Source organism: Rhizobium sp. 2YAF20, from assembly GCF_052114685.1.
Taxonomy (GTDB): domain Bacteria; phylum Pseudomonadota; class Alphaproteobacteria; order Rhizobiales; family Rhizobiaceae; genus Rhizobium.
The window spans coordinates 1-20060 of the sequence record NZ_JBFRFF010000049.1 but is presented as its reverse complement, the minus strand read 5'-3'; the positions used below and the strand labels follow the sequence as shown (position 1 = coordinate 20060).

19 protein-coding genes and 2 pseudogenes are annotated in these 20060 nt (G+C 59.3%); 15 read left to right on the top strand and 6 right to left on the bottom strand.

Annotated features, from left to right (window positions below):
- Positions 1–15 precede the first annotated feature (15 nt).
- From AB4Z52_RS31730 to AB4Z52_RS31720, 3 genes are all read right to left on the bottom strand, one after another.
- Entirely contained in the window at positions 16–894 is an 879-nt protein-coding gene (locus tag AB4Z52_RS31730; protein ID WP_442221840.1) for a carbohydrate ABC transporter permease, read from the bottom strand.
- The gene (locus tag AB4Z52_RS31725) at positions 887–1726 is read right to left on the bottom strand and encodes a carbohydrate ABC transporter permease (RefSeq protein ID WP_442221853.1); all 840 of its coding nucleotides are present in this window, start codon (positions 1724–1726) and stop codon (positions 887–889) included. Before AB4Z52_RS31725 ends, AB4Z52_RS31730 begins: the two co-directional genes overlap by 8 nt.
- Before the next feature lie 129 nt (positions 1727–1855).
- Positions 1856–3142 carry an ABC transporter substrate-binding protein gene (locus AB4Z52_RS31720; RefSeq protein WP_442221839.1) on the bottom strand — a complete coding sequence of 429 codons (1287 nt, stop codon included), beginning with the start codon at positions 3140–3142 and terminating at the stop codon, positions 1856–1858.
- Between the two features lie 189 nt (positions 3143–3331).
- Here AB4Z52_RS31720 and AB4Z52_RS31715 point away from each other — a divergent pair, with 189 nt between their 5' ends.
- The 8 genes and pseudogenes from AB4Z52_RS31715 (at position 3332) to AB4Z52_RS31680 (ending at position 10917) form a co-directional block, all read left to right on the top strand.
- Positions 3332–4024 carry a TetR/AcrR family transcriptional regulator gene (locus tag AB4Z52_RS31715; protein ID WP_442221838.1) on the top strand — a complete coding sequence of 231 codons (693 nt, stop codon included), beginning with the start codon at positions 3332–3334 and terminating at the stop codon, positions 4022–4024.
- A gap of 150 nt (positions 4025–4174) precedes the next feature.
- Positions 4175–5320 (top strand): Gfo/Idh/MocA family protein, encoded by a 1146-nt coding sequence (locus tag AB4Z52_RS31710; RefSeq protein WP_442221837.1) that lies wholly within the window; start codon positions 4175–4177, stop codon positions 5318–5320.
- Between the two features lie 2 nt (positions 5321–5322).
- The gene (locus AB4Z52_RS31705) at positions 5323–6489 is read left to right on the top strand and encodes a dihydrodipicolinate synthase family protein (RefSeq protein WP_442221836.1); all 1167 of its coding nucleotides are present in this window, start codon (positions 5323–5325) and stop codon (positions 6487–6489) included.
- 4 nt (positions 6490–6493) lie between these two features.
- On the top strand, positions 6494–7921 hold the full coding sequence (locus tag AB4Z52_RS31700; protein ID WP_442221835.1) for a mandelate racemase: 1428 nt from the start codon (positions 6494–6496) through the stop codon (positions 7919–7921).
- Entirely contained in the window at positions 7921–8745 is an 825-nt protein-coding gene (locus AB4Z52_RS31695) for a sugar phosphate isomerase/epimerase family protein (RefSeq protein ID WP_442221834.1), read from the top strand. Before AB4Z52_RS31700 ends, AB4Z52_RS31695 begins: the two co-directional genes overlap by 1 nt.
- Positions 8746–8766: 21 nt before the next feature.
- On the top strand, positions 8767–10026 hold the full coding sequence (locus tag AB4Z52_RS31690) for a Gfo/Idh/MocA family protein (RefSeq protein ID WP_442221833.1): 1260 nt from the start codon (positions 8767–8769) through the stop codon (positions 10024–10026).
- Between the two features lie 412 nt (positions 10027–10438).
- A complete protein-coding gene (locus tag AB4Z52_RS31685) occupies positions 10439–10702 on the top strand; it encodes a type II toxin-antitoxin system ParD family antitoxin (RefSeq protein WP_442221832.1) in 264 nt (87 codons plus the stop codon).
- Positions 10692–10917 (top strand): annotated as a pseudogene (locus tag AB4Z52_RS31680) (type II toxin-antitoxin system RelE/ParE family toxin). The gene AB4Z52_RS31685 and the pseudogene AB4Z52_RS31680 overlap by 11 nt, the downstream one beginning before the upstream one ends.
- Before the next feature lie 223 nt (positions 10918–11140).
- On the opposite strand, the gene AB4Z52_RS31675 reads toward AB4Z52_RS31680, so the two are convergent.
- Together AB4Z52_RS31675 and AB4Z52_RS31670 are read right to left on the bottom strand one after the other, a co-directional pair.
- Positions 11141–11620 (bottom strand): chemotaxis protein CheW, encoded by a 480-nt coding sequence (locus AB4Z52_RS31675; RefSeq protein ID WP_442221831.1) that lies wholly within the window; start codon positions 11618–11620, stop codon positions 11141–11143.
- Positions 11620–13401: a methyl-accepting chemotaxis protein gene (locus tag AB4Z52_RS31670; protein ID WP_442221852.1), complete on the bottom strand. Its 1782-nt coding sequence runs from the start codon at positions 13399–13401 to the stop codon at positions 11620–11622. The genes AB4Z52_RS31675 and AB4Z52_RS31670 overlap by 1 nt, the downstream gene beginning before the upstream one ends.
- A 777-nt stretch (positions 13402–14178) precedes the next feature.
- On the opposite strand from AB4Z52_RS31670, the gene AB4Z52_RS31665 reads away from it, so the two are divergent.
- The 7 genes and pseudogenes from AB4Z52_RS31665 to AB4Z52_RS31635 form a co-directional block, all read left to right on the top strand.
- A complete protein-coding gene (locus AB4Z52_RS31665; protein ID WP_442221830.1) occupies positions 14179–15072 on the top strand; it encodes a DUF3991 domain-containing protein in 894 nt (297 codons plus the stop codon).
- Positions 15073–15392: 320 nt separating this feature from the next.
- Positions 15393–15710, top strand: a complete 318-nt coding sequence (locus AB4Z52_RS31660) for a hypothetical protein (RefSeq protein WP_442221829.1) — start codon at positions 15393–15395, stop codon at positions 15708–15710.
- A complete protein-coding gene (locus AB4Z52_RS31655; protein ID WP_442221828.1) occupies positions 15673–16956 on the top strand; it encodes a DUF3422 family protein in 1284 nt (427 codons plus the stop codon). The genes AB4Z52_RS31660 and AB4Z52_RS31655 overlap by 38 nt, the downstream gene beginning before the upstream one ends.
- A gap of 813 nt (positions 16957–17769) precedes the next feature.
- On the top strand, positions 17770–18354 hold the full coding sequence (locus AB4Z52_RS31650) for a hypothetical protein (RefSeq protein WP_442221827.1): 585 nt from the start codon (positions 17770–17772) through the stop codon (positions 18352–18354).
- Positions 18355–18663: 309 nt separating this feature from the next.
- Entirely contained in the window at positions 18664–18909 is a 246-nt protein-coding gene (locus tag AB4Z52_RS31645) for a type II toxin-antitoxin system Phd/YefM family antitoxin (protein ID WP_442221826.1), read from the top strand.
- Complete coding sequence (locus AB4Z52_RS31640) at positions 18902–19297, top strand: hypothetical protein (protein WP_442221825.1); 396 nt, start codon at positions 18902–18904, stop codon at positions 19295–19297. Before AB4Z52_RS31645 ends, AB4Z52_RS31640 begins: the two co-directional genes overlap by 8 nt.
- 373 nt (positions 19298–19670) lie before the next feature.
- Positions 19671–19823 (top strand): annotated as a pseudogene (locus tag AB4Z52_RS31635) (DUF736 domain-containing protein); the annotation flags it as partial.
- Between the two features lie 131 nt (positions 19824–19954).
- On the opposite strand, the gene AB4Z52_RS31630 reads toward AB4Z52_RS31635, so the two are convergent.
- Positions 19955–20060 (bottom strand): DUF736 family protein (locus tag AB4Z52_RS31630; RefSeq protein ID WP_154668634.1); only part of this gene is annotated, 106 nt, incomplete at its 5' end.

Here is a 20060-nt window from a genome sequence, read left to right as displayed (position 1 = left end):
TGTATAAGTTCGAAATCAACGCTTCAGGCCCGCCGTGGCGATGCCGTCGATCAAGAGGCGTTGGAAGAATAGGAAGATCAGGAAAACCGGGATCAGCGACAGGCTGGACATGGCAAACAGGCTCGACCAGTCCGAATTACCGGTGGCATCGACGAAGGAGCGCAGTCCAAGCTGCACGGTGTAGGTGTTGACGTCGCTAAGGTAGATCAGTGGTCCAAAGAAATCGTCCCACGTCCAGATGAAGGAGAAGATCGCAGCCGTTGCCAAAACCGGTAGCGACAGGGGCAGCATGATCCGCCAGTAGATCCGCCAGGGGCTGCAGCCGTCCATCATCGCTGCCTCGTCGAGTTCACGCGGGATGCCGCGAAAAAACTGCACCATCAAAAAGATGAAGAAGGCATCGACAGCCAGAAACTTCGGCACCACCAGCGGTAGCATGGTTTTGACCCAGCCGAGTTTTAGGAACAGGATATATTGCGGGATCAGTGTCACGTGATAGGGCAGCATCAGCGTGCCGAGCATCAGCGCGAACCAGAAATTCCGTCCCCAGAACGACAGTCTGGCAAAGGCATAGGCCGCCAGCGAGCAGGAGATGACATTGCCAAGCACCGAGAGCAAGGCGATCACCAGCGAGTTCCAGAAGAACCGCCCGAAGGTCACCTGGCCGCCGAACCAGCCGCGAACATAGGAGCTGAAATCGAGCTGGCTCGGGATCAGCGATGCCTGGCCAAAGATCTCGTTCTGGTTCTTGACTGAACCCGACAGCATCCAAAGCAGCGGATAGAGCATGACGATCGAGGCGCTGATCAGGGCGACGTGGATGGCGATCGAGGCGGCGCGGGACCGCTCGGCCTCGGGCGCCGGATCAGAAGCTGTGGTCAGCGTATCAGTCATCGTAATGCACCCAATAACGCGAGGTCAGGAAGGAGAAGGCGGTGAACAGGGCGATGATGATCACCAGGATCCAGGCGAGTGCTGCGGCATAGCCCATGCGGAAATATCCGAACGCCTCCTGGTAGAGGTAGAGCGTGTAGAACAGCGTCGAATCGATCGGGCCGCCGGTGCCGGACGAAATCACATAGGCCGGCGTAAACGCCTTGAAGGCATCGATGGTCTGGACCACCCCGTTGAAGAAGATGACGGGCGTCAGCAGCGGCAGGGTGATCTTGAAGAACATCCGCATCTTCGACGCGCCGTCGAGACTGGCGGCCTCATACATGTCGGTCGGGATCTGGCGCAGGCCGGCGAGAAAAATGATCATCGGCGAGCCAAACTGCCAGACCGCTAGGATTACCAGCGTGTAGAGCGAATAGTCCGGGTTGGAAATCCAGCTTGGGCCCTCGATTCCGAACTGCCAGAGCAGGGTGTTGATGACGCCGTCGCTATCAAAAATCTGGCGCCATAAAATGGCGATGGCAACGCTCGAGCCCAGTAAGGACGGCAGGTAGAAGATGGCGCGATAGACCGGCAGGCCGCGGATGCCGCGATTGAGCAGCAGCGCGACGAGGAGCGCGAAGATCAGCTTCAGCGGCACAGAGCAAACGACGTAGAACAATGTCACCCGCATCGAGGAGATGAACTTGTCATCGCCAAAGGCGATGCGGCTGTAATTGGCCATGCCAACGTAGCTCGGCGGCTGCAGCAGATTGTAGTCGGTGAAGGACAGGTAGAGGGAGACCAGCGCCGGCCCGAGCGTCAGGCCGAAAAAACCGATGAACCAGGGCATCAGGAACAGATAGCCCGGCGCATTGCGCGCCAGCGCAGTCGGTGTCTTGTAGACCGTGTTTTCCTGCGCGCGGCTCGGCAAACCGGCGCTGATCGCGTCGGCACTGTCTTCAATGTGATCTGCCACTGCTCAGCCTCGCTTGATGTTTGCGGCTGCCTGTTCCACGAATTTCTCGCTGCCCTCTTGTGCCGAGGCTTTTCCAAAGGCCACCTCTTCGGCCACCTTCTTCAGCAAGAACGAGTTCTCCCCGGCGCCATTGGGCGGCGGCGGGGGCAGGGCGCCCACCTTCGGTGTCAGGCGGGCGATGTAGTCCACGACCTTGCGGCCGTTGTCGTCCAGCGTCGGCGCCATCGCATTGCGGATCTTTTCCGACGCCGGAACGCCGCGTTCGACCCCGAGCGACTTGGCCGCGTCCGCGCTCTCGACCAGGAAGTTGACGAAGGCGACGGCGGCGTCCTTGTTGGGCGATGTGGCCGAGACCGAAATCAGCATCGAGGGTTTCAGATAGTGCCCTGGCTTGCTGTCGGCCGTCGTCTTCGGATAGCTGACGATATCCAGCTTTTCCTTGTTGATCGCCTGGAAGGCGATGAACTGATTGGAATGGCCAAAGCAGGCGGCAGCCTTGCCGAGAGCGACCATGCTGGTTTCGATCGTCAGCTGATCGAGCGCCTGCACATCCGCCGGCACGCAGGCCTTGGCTTGGCGAAGGCCGGCCCAGAACTTGAACCAGTCGGCGATGTCGGTCGCCTCGAAGGCAATCTTGCCGTCTTCGGTGTAGAGCGCTTTGCCCTTTTGCCGCAGCCAGTTTTCCAGCGCCGGTTCCAGGCCGCTTGCGTCTTGGGTCCCGTAGAAAGCGCGACGCTTCTTGGTTGCACTCAGCTTGGTGCAGGCCTCGCCGAACTGCTCCCAGCTCATGTCGTCCTTCGGCGCGTCGATGCCGGCTTCCTTCCAGGCGTCGCTATTGACGATCATCATGCTGGAATTGACGCCGAGATTGACGCCGTAGAGTTTTCCGTCGACCTTGCCGGAATTGATGTTGGCCTCGCCGAAATCGGCGATGTCGAGCGACTTGCCCATGAAGGGCGTGAAGTCGAGCAGCGTGCCGCGGCGGGCATATTCGAAGATGTAGCGGTAGTCCATTTGGATCAGGTCCGGCGAATTGCCGCCGGCCGTCTGAGTCGCCAGACGGGTCCAATAATTGTCCCAGCCGAAGGATTCCCCGGCGATGGCGACGTCGGTCTGCTTGTCGGAATACAGCTTGATAGCAGCAAAGGTGCGGTCGGTTCGCTCTTTCGAGCCCCACCAGAGGAAGCGCATCGATGTCGCCGCCCTAGCCCGGTTCATTGCGATGGGACCCAGTGCCAGCGTTGCGGCCATGCTCATCAGCACGGCGCGCCTGTTCATCGTCAACGTCATCCTGGTCTCCTCCCCAGTTTTCCAGATGAACTCACGAAAATTGGCTTGCTCCAAATAACCAATTGGTTACAAGTTGTCGAGAATTCCAACCACTGTCAAGCGGCAATCGAGGGCAGATGTGATCCGGTTTGAGTTGCAGGCGAAATTGAATTATTTTCAACGGGTCGGCGAAAGCGCAGAAAGTCGAAGATGAGCATCAGCAAGGGCGAGCCAGATCAGGACGTGTCGGAAGCGCTTGCCATTGGTGATCACAAGGCCCCACCAAAGACGTCCCGCAATCCAAAGCGCACCTATGCCGCCATCCTCGAGGCCGCCACCGACGAATTTGCCGCCCACGGTTTTGGCGGCGCCCGCATCGATGCGATCGCCGCCCGGGCCAAGACCAACAAGCGGATGCTCTACCACTATTTCGGCGACAAGGAGGCCTTGTATCTGGCCGTCCTGGAGGCTGCTTATGCCTCGATCCGCACGGCGGAAAAGAGCCTGGACCTGACCCATCGCGAGCCGGAAGCAGGGATGCGCGAGCTGGCCCTGTTTACCTGGCATTATTTCCTCGGGCATCCGGAATTTCTAAGCCTGCTGGCGACCGAAAACATGCTGCAAGCCCAATATCTCAAACGCTCGGCCCGCATCGCCGAGATGCATTCGCACCTGATCGCCGAGATGGCGGATGTGTTGCGCCGCGGTGGGCAAGCAGGCCTGTTTCGCCCGAAGGTCGATCCGGTGTCGGTCTATCTGACGATTGCAGCACTTGGATATTTCTACCTGTCGAACAGGCATACGCTGTCGACGATCTTCGGCCGCAAGCTGGAGGCGCCAGACGCGATCGAGGCCTGGGGGGAGCATATCGTTTCGGTGACCCTGGCCTCGATCAAAGCCTGAGATTTTCAAAAAACATTTCGAAAGGCGATTGACATAAGCGGTTTTCCTGCGCGATCTTGTAACCAGATGGTTACAATCATTGCGCTGCCCGACCCCTCGCCACCTGGCCACAGGAAGCAGCGGTCGGCATGTTCCTGGGGAGGAAAAGACATGCAACGTCTCGGTATCATCCTGCACGGCGTCACCGGCCGAATGGGGCTCAACCAGCATTTGATCCGTTCGATCGTCGCCATTCAAAAGGAGGGTGGCGTTCTCTTGTCCAGCGGTGAACGGGTGACGCTTGACCCGATCATTGTCGGCCGCAACGGCGCCAAGATCGAGGCGCTGGCCAAGACGCATGGCATCAAGCGCTGGTCGACCGATATCGCCGCAGCGCTCGCCAATCCGGACGACACCGTGTTTTTCGACGCCGGAACGACCCAGATGCGCACCAGCCTGATTTCGCAGGCGCTCGATGCAGGCAAGCATGTCTATTGCGAAAAGCCGATCTCGGACGATCTCGATGCCGCCGTGGCACTGGCCCGCAAGGCCAAGGCATCCGGGCTCAAAAATGGCGTGGTGCAGGACAAGCTATTTCTGCCTGGACTGCGAAAGATCGCCATGCTGCGCGATTCCGGTTTCTTCGGCGAAATCCTATCGGTGCGCGGCGAGTTCGGCTACTGGGTGTTCGAGGGCGACTGGCAGATCGCGCAGCGTCCCTCTTGGAACTATCGCACGGCCGATGGCGGCGGCATTATTTTGGATATGCTGTGCCACTGGCGCTATGTGCTCGACAACCTGTTCGGCAAGGTCAAGGCGGTCAGCTGCCTCGGCGCCACCCATATTCGCGAGCGCGTCGACGAGGCCGGCAAGCGCTACAAGGCCGATGCAGACGATGCGGCTTACGCGACCTTCCAGCTTGAGGGCGGCGTCATCGCCCAGATAAATTCCTCCTGGGCCGTGCGCGTCCGGCGCGACGACCTCGTAACGTTCCAGGTCGACGGCACGCTCGGCTCGGCCGTCGCCGGGCTCACCCGCTGCTGGACCCAGCACCGTGTCAACACGCCAAAGCCGGTCTGGAATCCCGATCAGCCGCAGACCATCGATTTCTACAAGACCTGGGACGAGGTGCCGGACAATCAGGTCTACGACAACGGCTTCAAGCTGCAGTGGGAAATGTTCTTGCGCCACGTGCTCGAAGACGGCCCATGGGAGTATACGCTGGATGAAGGCGCCAAGGGCGTACAACTGGCGACGCTCGGCCTAAAGAGCTGGGCCGAACGCCGCTGGCTCGACGTACCGTCGCTGGAGCTGTGACCGTGGCCAAGCTTTACCTGCCGGCAAGCGATCGCAGCCTTGAGCTCTACACCACGACCGGCACCCCAATCGTCCTAAAACGCCGACGCGCCAGCGATTTTTCGCGGGTGGCCTATGCGGCCGCCCATGTCGTTGCCGACCCCTTGGCCGATAACGATCCCTGGCTAACACCGGCGATTGACTGGGACCGGACGCTGGCCTTTCGCCATCGCCTCTGGGACCTCGGCCTTGGCGTCGCCGAGGCGATGGACACCGCCCAACGAGGCATGGGTCTCGGCTGGCTGGAGGCGCAGGAGCTGATCAGGCGGGCGCTGAGCGAAGCCCAAAGCCGGCCGGATGCACTGATCGCCTGTGGCGCCGGTACCGACCATCTGCTGCCGTCGCCCGACACAACGCTGGTTGACGTCATTGCCGCCTATCAGGAACAGATCGGCTTCGTCGAACGCCTTGGCGGCCGCATCATCCTGATGGCGTCGCGGGCGCTGGCCGTCTGCGCCAAAGGGCCGGAGGATTATCTGAAGGTCTATGACCGGATCCTATCGCAGGCGCGCCAGCCGGTCGTCATTCACTGGCTCGGCGAAATGTTCGATCCGGCGCTTGCGGGCTACTGGGGCTCGGCGGACCACTGGGCGGCGATGGACACCTGCCTTGCCGCGATAAAGACGCATCCCGACAAGGTTGACGGCATAAAAGTGTCGCTGCTGTCCAAGGAAAAGGAAATCGCCATGCGCGCCCGGCTGCCGGCCGGCGTGCGGATGTATACCGGCGACGATTTCAACTATGCCGAACTGATTGCCGGCGATGAGGATGGCCATTCCGACGCGCTGCTCGGCATTTTCGACGCGATCGCGCCGGCAGCTTCCCTTGCATTGGCAGAACTTGGCAACGGCAAGACCGACACTTTTTTCGAGCTGTTGGAGCCGACGGTGCCGCTGTCGCGCCACATCTTCAAGGCGCCGACCCGGTTCTACAAGACCGGCATCGTCTTTCTCGCCTATCTCAACGGCCTGCAGGACCATTTTCGCATGATCGGCGGCCAGGAGAGCACCCGCTCGCTGCTGCATCTGGCCGAGCTCTTTCGGCTGGCTGACAAGGCGCGCGTTCTTTCCGATCCGGAGGATGCGGCAGCCCGCATCAGCCGGTTGCTGGCCGCACAGGGGATCCATTGAACCCATGACCGATGTCTTGAAAATCAAACTGGTCGAGACGGACGCGTTCGAGCGGCCAGTGACACTGCGCCTGCCGTTCCGCTTCGGCGCTGCCACGCTGCGCCAGGCCCGTCAGGCCTTTTTGCGCGTACGGATCGAGGATGCCTGCGGGCGCTCGGCGAGCGGCATTGCGGCGGAACTGATGGTGCCGAAATGGTTCGACAAATCGCCGGCGCTTAGCAACGACGACAATGCCGACCAGCTGCGCTCATCGCTGAGGCTTGCCTGCGAAGCTGTCAAAGCGGCCGGGTTCGGCTCCGCCTTCTCGCTGCATTCCGCGGTGGAGAAGGCACATCATCTGCGCGCGACGGCCGAAAACCTCAACGGTCTGATCGCTTCCTTCGGCCTGTCGCTGGTGAACCGCGCGGTTGTCGACGCGCTCTGCCGGCTGCAGGGCGTGACGGTGACGCAGGCGATCAGGGCCAACCTGCCCGGCATCGACGCAGCCACCGCGCCCGATCTTGCAGGCTTCGATTTGTCCGGCTTTCTGGCCGGACTCCGTCCCGCGGCGACCATCGCCGCCCGCCATACCGTCGGACTGGTCGATGCCATCACCGAAGGTGAAGTGGCTGCGTCCGACAGGCTTGATGATGGCTTGCCGGAAAGTCTTGAGACCGCGATCGACGCCTATGGATTGACCTTCTTCAAGATCAAAGTATCAGGAGATACAAAGGCCGATATCGATCGGCTGTCCCGCATTGCCTCCTTGATCGATGCCAAAGTGCCAGCCTATTCGCTGACCCTGGACGGCAACGAACAGTTTTCCTCGGCCGAGGCCGTGACCGAACTTTTGACGCGGATCAAGGCTGCGCCGCAGCTGCAGAAATTTGCCGACGCCATCCTGTTCATCGAACAGCCCATCGCCCGCTCGCATGCCTTCGACAAGCCGGTCACAGCGCTTGCCGATTTCAAGCCGGTGGAAATCGACGAATCCGATGCCACCATCGACGCATTCGTGACGGCCCGAAGCCTGGGTTATACCGGCATCTCGTCAAAATCCTGCAAAGGCTTTTATCGCTCGCTGCTCAACCGGGCGCGGGTGTCCAAATGGAGCGCCGAGAATGGGAGGCGTTATTTTATGTCGGCCGAGGATCTCACCACCCAGGCAGGGCTTGCCGTGCAGCAGGATCTGGCGCTGGCAGCCCTGATCGGCATGACGCATATCGAGCGCAACGGCCACCATTATGTCGATGGCATGGCCGGCGCGCCGGCGGCTGAACAGCAGGCCTTCGTATCGGCCCATCCCGATCTCTACGGTATGACGGACGGACGGGCCCGGCTGAAAATCACCGGCGGCCAGATTGTCATCGGCTCGACAATTGATGCCGTCGGACTGGGTTCGTCCGTCGCACCTGACTGGAACGCGATGGAAGCCATGCCGGAGAGGGCGTAATGGATCTTACGAATCTGTCGATCAATCTGGCCACGACGCGCGGCAGTTGGGGCTTTGCCGAGGCCGTCGACGGCTGTCTTAAGCGCGGCATCACGGCGATCTCGCCCTGGCGGGATCAGGTGGCGGCCATCGGTCTAAAGGAGGCAGCCCGTATCGTCCATTCCAACGGCCTGCGCGTGACCGGGTTGTGTCGGGGTGGGATGTTTCCGGCCGCCGATGCTGAGGGCCGAAAGAGCGCGGTCGACGACAACCGGCGTGCGATCGACGAGGCGGCAACCCTTGGCGCTGGCTGCCTGGTGTTTGTCGTTGGCGGACTGCCGACCGGTTCGCGCGACATCGTTGCTGCGCGCCAAATGGTTGAGGATGGTTTTGCGGCGATCCTCGATCACGCCCGGGCCTCAAACATGCCACTGGCAATCGAGCCGCTGCATCCGATGTATGCGGCCGACCGCTCCTGTGTCAACACGTTGAGGCAGGCGCTGGATCTGGCGGCAAAGCTGGGGCCGGATGTCGGCGTCGCGATCGATGCCTATCATGTCTGGTGGGATCCGGAACTGGCGGAACAGATTGCCCGGGCCGGGCGCGAAAATCGGATTTTTGCCCATCATATCTGCGATTGGCTGGTGCCGACCAAGGATCTGCTGCTCGATCGCGGCATGATGGGCGACGGAGTGATAGATCTGCCCGGCTTTCGCCGATTGATCGAGGCGGCCGGCTTTGATGGGCCGCAGGAGGTGGAGATCTTCTCCGCCGAAAACTGGTGGAAGAAGCCGGGCGGAACCGTGCTCGACACGGTGATCGAGCGTTTCGCGACGGTGTGCTAAGGCGTATTGCGGAGAGAAGAGATGCTGAAAAAGACACGTTACGCCCTGGTGGGGTCCGGCCATCGCGGTACAACGATGTGGGGCCGCGATCTGGTCGAGCGCTGGGCCGGTGAAGTCGAACTGGTCGCGATCTGCGATCTCAACACGATGCGGGCTGAGCGCTCCAGCCGCTATATGGGCGTCTCGGTGCCGATCTATCGTGACTTCGACCGACTTCTGGCGGTCGAAAAACCCGATCTGGTGATCGTCTGCACAAAGGATTCCACCCATGACGGTGTGATCGTCAAGGCGATGGAGGCCGGTGCCAATGTCATCAGCGAAAAGCCGATGACCACCACCGCCGACAAGATCAAGCGCATCCTGGACGCCGAAAGGCGCACCGGCAAGCGGCTCGATGTCTCGTTCAACTACCGCTTTGCACCGACCGCTGCCAAGATCAAGGAGTTACTGAATTCCGGCGTGATCGGCTCCGTCACCTCCGTCGATTTCCACTGGTATCTCAACACTAGCCATGGCGCTGACTATTTTCGTCGCTGGCATGCCTTTACCGAAAATTCCGGCAGCCTGTTCGTGCACAAGGCGACACACCATTTCGACCTTCTGAACTGGTATCTCGGCTCCGATCCGCAGACCGTGTCTGCCTTTGCCGATCTCAAACATTACGGCCACAAAGGCCCGTTGCGCGGCGAGCGCTGCCGCACCTGTCGGCACAAGCACGAGTGCGATTATTATTTCGATATCGGCAAGGATAGGCTGCTCGAAAGTCTTTACGAGGATCCGTCCTCGGTTGATGGCTATGTCCGCGACGCCTGCGTGTTTCGCGAAGATATTGATATTCCCGACACCATGGTCGCCAACATCCACTACAAGAACGGTGTCGATGTCGCCTATTCGCTCAATACCTATATGCCGATCGAGGGCCACCACATCGCCTTCAACGGCCAAAAGGGACGGATTGAGATGCGTCAGTATGAAGCGCAGCCCTGGACCGAGCCGCCGGCTGACGAAATCCTGCTGATGCGCAATTTCGACGGCGTTGAGCGCATATGGGTGCCGCATTTCTCCGGCGGTCACTATGGCGGCGACGACCGGTTGCGCAATATGCTGCTGAAACCGGGTTTGAACGACGAACTGCAGCAGCGGGCCGGATCACGCGCCGGCGCGATGTCGGTGCTGTGCGGCATTGCCGCCCTGAAGAGCAGCCGGACCGGTGTGCCGGTGGCGATTTCGGATGTCTGGGGGGATGACCAGGGGCTGCACTTGCTCGACAGCACGCCCTAACAGCTTAGCTATGTCCTCGATCCGACATCGTCGCTGGAAGACCTCCTCGCGACACACCGGAGGGCATGCGCCCGTGCATCGCGCTCATCGACAGCTGCGATCTATGGCTTTCCGATCACAAAACACCGCCGAAGAAGATTTTCGCGTGTTGGCCGCACTTGCCGACGACGGCAACCCCGCCTCCATCCGACAGGTGGTCACTATGATCAGCTCTTGTTGTTCGTAATCCGATACTTCCGCCGGCGAATCTATGTCGCCGATCGGCGTTGAACTTGTGCTGTTGAATTCCATATGAAACTCACCCGTCTGCCATATGAGTTGAGAGCGAACCTGCCGGCTGCCTGCGCATGCAAAGTAGGGTTTGATGAACCTTGCCAATTTCAGCTAACTTGGGCCCAACATGGAGGCTCGAATGGCTACGATGAACATATATTTGCCCGACCCAATGAAAGATTGGGTCGAGGCGCAAGCGAGAACCGGGCAATATTCCAATGCTAGTGACTATGTGCGCGACCTCATTCGCAGGGACCAAGCGCGCAGTGACAAGATTGCTGGCATGCAACGCTTCGTCGAAGACGGTCTCAAAAGTGGTGTTGGCAGCCGGTCAAAGGGCGAACTCTTTGCAACAGCAGGCGCGCGCGGGGAAACGACGCCCGGCGGCGACAATGCGTTTTAGCCATTCTGTCGAAGCGGAAGAGGACATCATCGCGATCGCCGAGCAAGGGGTCCGCATGTTCGCACCTGCACAGGCCAGGCGGTATCATGACGAGTTGTTTGCAGTGCTTGACCTGATTGCCGCAAATGGCGCGTGAGCGAGAAGAGATTTCGCCGCCGGTTTGGATCCATTCGTTTAAAGCCCATCTCGTTGTCTACCGGGTCGAAGAGAACTGAGCCATTTTCGTGATCCGAATACGTTATGGACATGAAGACTGGGCCGGCAGTCCTGTTCAGCCTCGCCGATTGAACCAATAAGCAGTCGCACAAGGGGCTTTGCGGCCGGCAAAGTGATGCGTCTCAGGTCGCTGTTGCAAACCTCCATCGGCAGTGAACTGGCCGATCTGATCGAGTGCTGTCTGTGCCGGCGAGGCCTCACTTGTGTCTGTCGGCGCCCGGTCTAGGCAGCAAGCTCGTTCAGATTGTCATTCCTGAACATGCTTTGCAGGTTCAGAAAACAGATCATTCCATTCGGCTGGGTAATGATCCCGTCACAATAGCGCCGATCAAAGGAGATCGTGATCTCGGGAATAGGCTGTATCTGCTCCTCGGTAACAGTGAGGATGTCGGAAACGCGTTCAACGACGAGACCGACGACCATATCGTTTACCTCGGCAACGACGATGGCGCTTCGTTCGTTGGCGATCGTGCTGGGCATGCCCAGCTTATGGGCAAGGTCAATGATGGGGATGACAGTGCCGCGAAGGTTCATGACGCCCAGGACGTCGGGCGGAGCATGTGGGATCGGCGTAGAGGGAGCCCAGCCGCGAATTTCGCGGATGGTGGTCGTGCGCACGCAGAACTCCTGATCCTGCAAACGGAAGGCGATAATCTCAAGGCTGCCGTTTCCGATCGCCGATGTCGGTGACACGTTGGCCATCAGAAATCCTCCCAATTTTCCTGAGCTGCCGCTGCCGTTGCCCGACCGGCAAAAGCCTGAGTGACCTGAGCATTCAAACGGCGCGCTGGCGAAGCAGAAGGCCGGTCTTCCTGTCGAACTGCGACAGGGCGGCTGCGTGGTTGACCGCCTTCGACGCGGAATTGACCGAGCAGCTGGAACAGGGCAGCGGCCTCCTTGGCAAGGCTGTAGCTGGCCGCGGTCGATTCCTCCACCATGGCGGCATTCTGCTGCGTGCCCTGGTCCATTGTGTTGACGGCAGTGTTGATCTCCTTCAACCCCGTTGCCTGCTCGCGAGAGGATTTCACGATGGCCGCGACATTGATGTTGATTTCCTGCACCTGGCGCACGATCTGCTCAAGGGCCTGACCTGTTTGACCCACCAGCGACACACCGCTTTTTACCTGTTCGCTGGAGGCGTTGATCAGCGATTTGATTTCTTTCGCGGCTGTTGCCGAGCGCTGCGCAAGTTCACGCACTTCCTGGGCAACGACGGCAAACCCCTTACCCGCCTCACCAGCGCGGGCCGCTTCAACACCGGCATTGAGGGCGAGAAGATTGGTCTGGAATGCGATGTCATCAATAACGCCGATGATGTTGGAGATCTCGCTCGACGAGGTTTCGATTTGTCCCATGGCCGTCACTGCCTTGCGAACAACCTCGCCCGATTTTTCCGCTCCCTCGCGTGTGCTTGCAACGAGTTTCCCGGCCTCTTCAGCCCTGCGGCTTGAATCCGCCACCGTCGTTGTAATCTCTTCAAGGGCGGCGGCAGTTTCCTCGACGGAGGCGGCCTGCTGTTCCGTGCGCTTGGAAAGATCGTCGGCAGCCGACTTTATTTCGTTCGATCCGGCCGAAATAGCCTGCGCATTCTGACCCACCGCTTGCATGGCATCACGCAGTTTTGCGACGGCATCGTTAAAGTCGATCCGCAGCTTGTCGAGCGACGGAATAAAGGGATGTGCTACAGCGACGGTCAGATCACCATCGGCGAGTTTCTTCAAAGACGCTGCGAGCACTTCTACGTTCTCGACGCGACCAGTGATGTCGGTGGCAAATTTAACGACCTTGAAGACCTTTCCGTTCATGTCGAAGATTGGATTATACGACGCTTGAATCCAGACCCGCTTGCCGCCTTTGCCAATTCGCATGAATTCCGCTGCGACGAACTCGCCGCGCCGCAGATTTTCCCAGAACTGCCGATAGTCGGGAGTTTGGATATAGGCCGGATCACAGAACATCTGGTGATGCTTGCCCTTGATATCGGACAGTTGATATCCGAGCACAGACAGAAAATTCTCATTTGCTGTCAGAACTTCGCCCTCAGGCGAGAACTCGATGACAGCCTGGGCACGCGAGAGCGCTTCAAGCTTTCCTCTGTCTTCAGCGGCTTGTAGCTTTTGGGCCGTTACATCAGTTGCAAACTTGACAACTTTATATGGCTTTCCACCTCGAAAGACCGGATTATACGATGCTTCGATCCAGACTTCCCGGCCACCCTTGCCGATGCGCTTGTATTGGCTCTTATCGAACTCCCCACGCCCGAGCCGGGCCCAGAATTCGCGGTATTCGGGAGAGGACGAATCCTTGGGATCGACAAAGATCTTGTGGTGCTGACCGACGATCTCCGCCAGCTCATAACCGAGCGCCTGACAAAAATTCTGGTTTGCTGTCAGGATCTTTCCGGAAAGATCGAATTCGATCGTCGCCTGCGACTTACTGACTGCTTGCAGAGTTGATCTCTCATCCGCGCCGAATACATTCATGAACGCCACGACATAGCCCCCCTTTGATCTATGAAAGAAGCAAATGAAATCTCAACGATACTTCAACTTACTTCAGCTAAAAACGTCGCATTCATTCGACGAATGGGAATGGCATCATGTCCTACGAATGTATCGTATCCCGGCAATAGGAATTTATCTTTGATCTCTGAAGAATTTGTTAAGGCTTTGCCAAGACAAAACAATCGTAGACAAGTAACAAAGATCAATCGGCTTATCTAGCTATATCAATGCGTATTGTTTCGACTTAAAAACGTTTAATCACCACACCAACAGAGCGAGTGTTGTTCCGTTATATTGGATATGTTCGTGAATAAATTGTATTGGCGCCTACAATAGCACTAAAAGTTCTCAATTTTATATGTCAGATCTGACTATTTCCGCAGTCTCTATCATAGATAGAAGATATCATCGATGGAAATACAAAAGGATTCGGCAAGCTTATCCGATCGTTATAGTCCAGATAACGCCGTGGGCGGGGTTATCGCGCCCGGAAGCTGATCCTTGCAACACGGTCCATCCGAACCGGGTTGCCGGCAGAGCGGTAACCCGGTTCGGCCCCTTCCGACGCCCATCCCTGATGTGGAGGCCTGGCTAAAATCAATTCCTGCCGCTTGCGCCTCACCGCCCGCAAGGGAGGCTTCGCCGCGCTCAATCCTGCCTGCATCCCGATCTGCAAGCGCGCCCTTGCAGCCGCCGGTCTTCGCGGCTGATGGGAGTTTGCCCATGGATTTAACGGGCGGAAAGGACGTTTGAAAGATGGAACGACGTGACATCGAGGGGCTGCGCGACAGGGTGTCCTGCGCCGTCGTCCTGGAGCAGGCGGGTTTTCAGATCGATCTTAAGGAAAGTACCCGCCGCGCCGTCAAATATCGCCGCGGCGGTGAAATCATCATCATCACCCATGGGGGAAAGGGCTGGTTCGATCCCCTCTCGGACAGGAAAGGCGATGTCTTTGCCTTGCTCGGCTGGCTACAACCGGGCGATTTCCCGGCGATCCTCAATGCCGCCCGCGCCTTCGCAGGCGTGATGGCATCCCAGCCGATATGGTCTGCGCCATCCCGGCGTAGGACCCCCGATGGGATCCTCGAACGCTGGTCGGCCCGAGTGCCATTACGTCCTGGCTTGCCGGGGTTTGGCTATCTTACCAAGGCGCGCGCCATCCCGCCGGCTGTTCTCCGGCGGGCCGTTGGCGCTGGACTGATCCGGCAGGGACCGTTCGACAGCGCCTGGTTCGCGCATGAGGACGATTGCGGGCGAATCTGCGGCTGGGAGGAGCGGGGGCACTTGTGGCGGGGATTTGCCTCGGGCGGCACCAAGACGCTCTTCCGCTTTGGCGAACGGACGCCGGCGCGTCTGTGCATTACCGAAGCGGCAATCGACGCCCTCAGCATGGCAGCGATCGAGAGCTGCCGCCTCGACACGCTCTATGCCAGCACTGCCGGCGGCTGGTCGCCGGCAACTGAAGCGGCAGTCCGGCAGCTCGCCGGCCGCGTCGATCTTCTCGTCGCGGCGACCGACCGCAACAGCCAGGGCGAAGCCTATGCCGACACGCTTCGCCAGATTGCACTGCGCCAGGACTGCGGATTTCAGCGGCTTCGTCCGCTCCGAAATGACTGGAACGAGGATCTGAAGGATAGAGCAGAAGGATGAAGGAAGGCCTGCCGCATCGTGATTTGCAGCATCACGGGTGAGGCTTCGACTGGAGCACCGCCGGTGCCGATTTTCGTACTTATGCTGATCAGCGGTTTGCGACGGGCCAGGAAATCCCAACACCGGTCCAACTCCAGCGGGAGGGCAGGTTTGCGATCGGGGCGATCGGCGGGGTTACGCTGGACTACCGCGGTGAGCGCTTCGTCCGGGACAGCTGTCACTATACGACAATGCTGAAGTGGACTGGCGCCGACTATGAAATCGAACTGTCGGTAACCGTGACGCCCATCGGTGCCGTGGCGCGCCTTGAGCATGCTGTCTTGAAGATCGGGGCCGAATGCCTGAGCTACCGCAATCGATCGGGCGACGCCGAACCACGACTGGCATTCTACCGACTGCACCTCGGTGAGGTGTTCGCCTTAGGCGCCGGGCTTGCTCCGACGCGAAATGAACTCGGCCTAGTCGAGCAAGGTCTCGCGTTGGCTGGACAAATCAATGGTATCCGTGACGACGATCGCGATCGCTTCCTGGCTGGCGGCATCGGCTTTCGTGTCAGCATGAAAGTTGCTATGTCGGTTCAAACCTGTGGTGGGAGGAAAAATGGACGGCATCAGATTCCGATTGCTCAGTTCGCTTGAACGCGATCGGGCGCTCAATGAGATCCACGCTCGGCCCCATATGCTGGTTGAAACCCCACGGGTCGTCATTCAGCTCGCTTTCCTGAGAAACAAGGGTGACGCTGCGGATCACGCTTTCATTGCCTCCCTCAGCCAATCGTTCGGGGAAGCCGCACCCGGATCCGATGCAAACCACTATGCCGCTACCAACAACAATGGCTCTTTGCAGTGGGAGAGGCATACCGAATTCTCCACCTACTCTTGGGATACACTGACGACGGAAATCTTCGGTGGAGATATTTCCTGTTTACCATTTGACCAGACGTCCATGCCGGGAGAGTTCATTTCCGGAATTCGGCTTGAATTGCGGTCTGGGGACTTGCCCACAGAAGAAGCGCTTGGCTACTTCGATCCTCAGAGTTTGTGCTACAGTCAGGTCAAGACGAATCAGGCGACGATCTTGACTGATTTTCGTCAGGATGAAGACGGGCTCACCCGGGTTCTCGTGATCGACCATTGTCTCACGAACGCGGGGCGCGGAGCTCTGGTCCAGCGCCTGCTCGACATCGAGACGTATCGCACGTTCGCCATGCTTGGTTTGCGCGTCGCCCTTTCGGCTTCTCCCGGAATTGCCAAAATAGAGGACCGTTTCACAGCAATCAGCCAGCGCATGAACAACCATGCAAGAGACGAGGCTGATGAGCTGCTTGTGGAGATGACTCATCTTGCCGCGGAGTTGGAGGCAAGTGCCGCGTCCTGCCTCTATCGCTTTGGCGCGAGTCGCGCCTACTACGACATTGTCCAAGAGCGCATCAGAATGTTAGGCGAGACGCCTATCTCAGGATACGAAACATTTGGCTCGTTTTTGGAGCGTAGGCTCGCCCCCGCCATGAGGACGTGTAGATCCGTGGAGAGCCGCCAAGCGGAGTTGTCGCGAAAGCTTGCACGCGCAACAGGACTTCTTCGCAGCTGGATCGATGTCGAACTGGAACGACTGAACACGACCCTCCTCAATTCAATGGATCGGCGAGCTCGGCTGCAGCTTCGCTTGCAACAAACTGTAGAGGGTCTCTCGGTGGCAGCGATCTCCTATTATATCGTCGGCCTTTTCGGCTACGTCGCGAAGGCGACACACCAGGTCTTCCACATCGAAGCGGAAACGATGACGGCGTTTGCAGTGCCGATAGCCGTGGCCGGCGTTTGGATGACTGTTCGCCGCATTCGCCGCTCCCATTCAGATCACGAGATCGTCGAGCAAAGCAAATAGGCGCGATCAGACGGGATTGATGGTGCAAAAGACCTAGTGACGTCGGCATTCTGCTCGAGCAGCTCTTCGGCTGAGATGTCTCGCCGCGCCGGGCGGGTGACGGGCAGCTGCGCAAAACCCTTGGTGCCACGGATCGAGCGCGTGCAGAGGTCAATCTGCCGCTGGCACTGGATGAGATGAATTCGACCACATCAATCGCGCTCTCGCTGGCACTCTGATGGCAACAAGTAGGGCGAACAGCGGCCGCGTCACTGCGGCTGGGCGCCTTGCTTTAGCGATCGGCCTTCATGGTGGCCTGAAAATCGGCAAGTACGTCGCTGTCGAGTTTCACTGAGACGGGCTCCTTGACGTTTGGCAGTGCTTACCGCTCGACTGCAGGTGCAGTCGTCACCTTCTTTGCCGGCTTGATCATGGCCCCGGCAGCGTTGTGCCGATTGATCGGGCGGTGTGGGGTTCGTGTCATGCTGTTCTCGATGATCTCCCTTTCGCATTGGACGAGTACGCGCCTCAAGCCGTTCGTCCGGCGCCGCCCCTCGGTTGTGCTGCGGTCTGAACCGGACGGCGTCCCGGTCAAAGGCCGCGTTCCGCGCCGCACGGCGGCAGTCTCGACGCTAGCTTCACAAGGCATGGCCGCGTCCACTGCAGACCGCGGATGCGGCCCGCATCTTCCGCAACCCCACCTTTCTCGCCGCGCATCGGCCTGACCTTGGGCCGGGCCGCTTCGCCGGCTCGTATCGACCGCACCCGAGGGACGGCGCCGGAAAGACGGCAGCCCCGGGCTTCGCTCAACCGACACGGACAAGGACATTCATCATGATATCGCTCAACCGCTCCGCCCCGAAAGCCCGCCCAGCCGCCCAGCGCGCCACCACCCTCGAAATGGTCAGGCACGCCTGCCCAGACAGTCCCCAAGCGCTGCGCATCTCCGAAAGCTTCGGCCTTGCCATCGTCGACAGTGACGGAATCCGCGATCTCCATCGCGGCCAGCTGATCGAAAGCGCCGATGCGCTCAAAGATGGCCTCGCCGAAAAGGCCATGCAGATCCACATGCAACGCATCGTCGGATCGTTCGTCGGCTCTGCCTACGGCGCCGGACAATTCTACAGCCGCGCAGTCACCGAGGCACGCGATCTCACCACGAAGCTCTCCAACGATTTTCGCGACGAGGACCTCGACGGCCCGGTGGGCTTCGACAGCCGCGCCCAGCGCAAGCGCGAGTTCGCAGCTGATATGGGTCTGCAGGCCCACGTGCTTCGTATGGCAGCCGAAGGCGCCGTCTCCGCCTACGAAGACATTACCGGCGAGACCTGGAAGCCGTACGAGCGGACAGGCACTGTGGCGGCCACATCTTCCATAGACCAGAAAGCAGCCTCGCATCAGATGTCGGCCTTCGATTGACGGCGCCGCGTCGTCGCACTCACGACAAGGCCGGTCCTGGACCGGCCTTGTCGTGTCGCGGGTTGATCCGTACCAATCTCCGTCATCACAATGAAGGAGATCACGTCATGAGATCCAGCGATTGCCTCTTGCTATACAAGAAATTCGCGGGCTCCATCATCTTCGCGGATCGCTTGGACTTTGACAGCGATTTCTTGGCCGAGCGTCGTGATCGTCTGATGGATGGGTCGACACAGTAACGATCGCCAAACTCATTGCATGAATCGCATAGAATACGTATTATAGGTAATTAAGCACGGAGGCTTGGCGATGAAGCAGTTTACGTTTTCAGAGATGAACCGGGCATCGGGGGAAATCCTCGAGGCGGCACTGGTTGAACCGGTCTCCCTGACGAAGCGAGGCAAGGATAAGCTCGTCATTCTGACGGCCGAGCAATACCGAAAGCTGATCGGACGTTCCCACACACAAGCCTATGGTCTCCTCGACGCGCCAGAGGATATCCACCGCGAATTGATGACCGGCCTTGAGGATATCATCGGGACGGACAATGCTTGAGCCTGGGCAGATTGTGCGGTTTTTCTATCTGTGGAGCCGCCAGGCGGCGGCTGGAGAAGAGTCGGGTCGCAAGGCTAGGCCCACTTGTGTCGTCGTCCGCACCGTGGCGGTGCCGGGCGCCGTGTTTTTGTTTCCCATCACATCGCAATATCCCAGCACGGACCGGCTGTCTCTTGCCATCAGCGAAATGGAGTGCCGGCGCGCCGGGCTGGATTTCCCCTGCTGGATCATCCTCGACGAGTATAATCGAGTGGACCTCGACAAGGCGTTCGACTTCGAAACGACAACGCCGCTTGGCAGTTTTAGCCCTGCTTTTCTGAAGTCCATCGCCAGCACCGTCAAACACGCGGCTGCGGCACGAAAGCTTACGGGTGTCGCGCGTTCCTGATATCGCAGGCCTGCCTCAAGACGGGGAGGGCTGATACCGGGCCCGGCCATATCGCTTTCGGTGTATCGCCTCGATCGCCATTGGCTTTCCCTTCCAACGTGCGCGCAAGGCACACCCACTGCGGTCTCGATGGGGCATGTCTGACCGAAGACCGCCTCACGGTGTTCGGCTCGATCGGCATCCGCAACGGCCGGCTCGTTTTCTTCCCCTGTCCGCTCACGCGCCCATTCCTCGCGATACAAGAAAGCCTCGGCCCACGGCCGTCCTCCACTTCGTTGCGGCCTTTTCAGGTGCGGGCCAATCGCCTCCGGTCTGATCGACAGCCATCGAGGCCGCGATGGGCGCGGCCCGAGCAACATAAAGGAATATGACAATGGCAACTATCGGCTCTTTCACCGCTTCCGAAAACGGCTTCACCGGCACCATCAAGACCCTCAACCTCAACGTCAAGGCCAAGATCGTGCGGGTCGAACGCTCCTCTGAAGACGCTCCCGACTTCCGGGTACTGGCCGGCAACGTCGATTATGCAGAGAGTGGGATTATGCGGAGTATCGGTCGCTGAAGACTGCTTTTGCCGGTGTTTGCGGTAGATTTTACTCCGCATAATTCCGGGGGTTGATGGGTAGCCCCGCAGTGAGCGGGGCGCCTTGGTGCTGTTTAGCGGGACCAGATGAGCTTGTGCTCGCCTTTGTCGCCCTGGACGAGGGAGGCATAGACCGGAGCCGTGAAGGACGGATCGTCGAGCTTGAGCGAGAGGTATTCG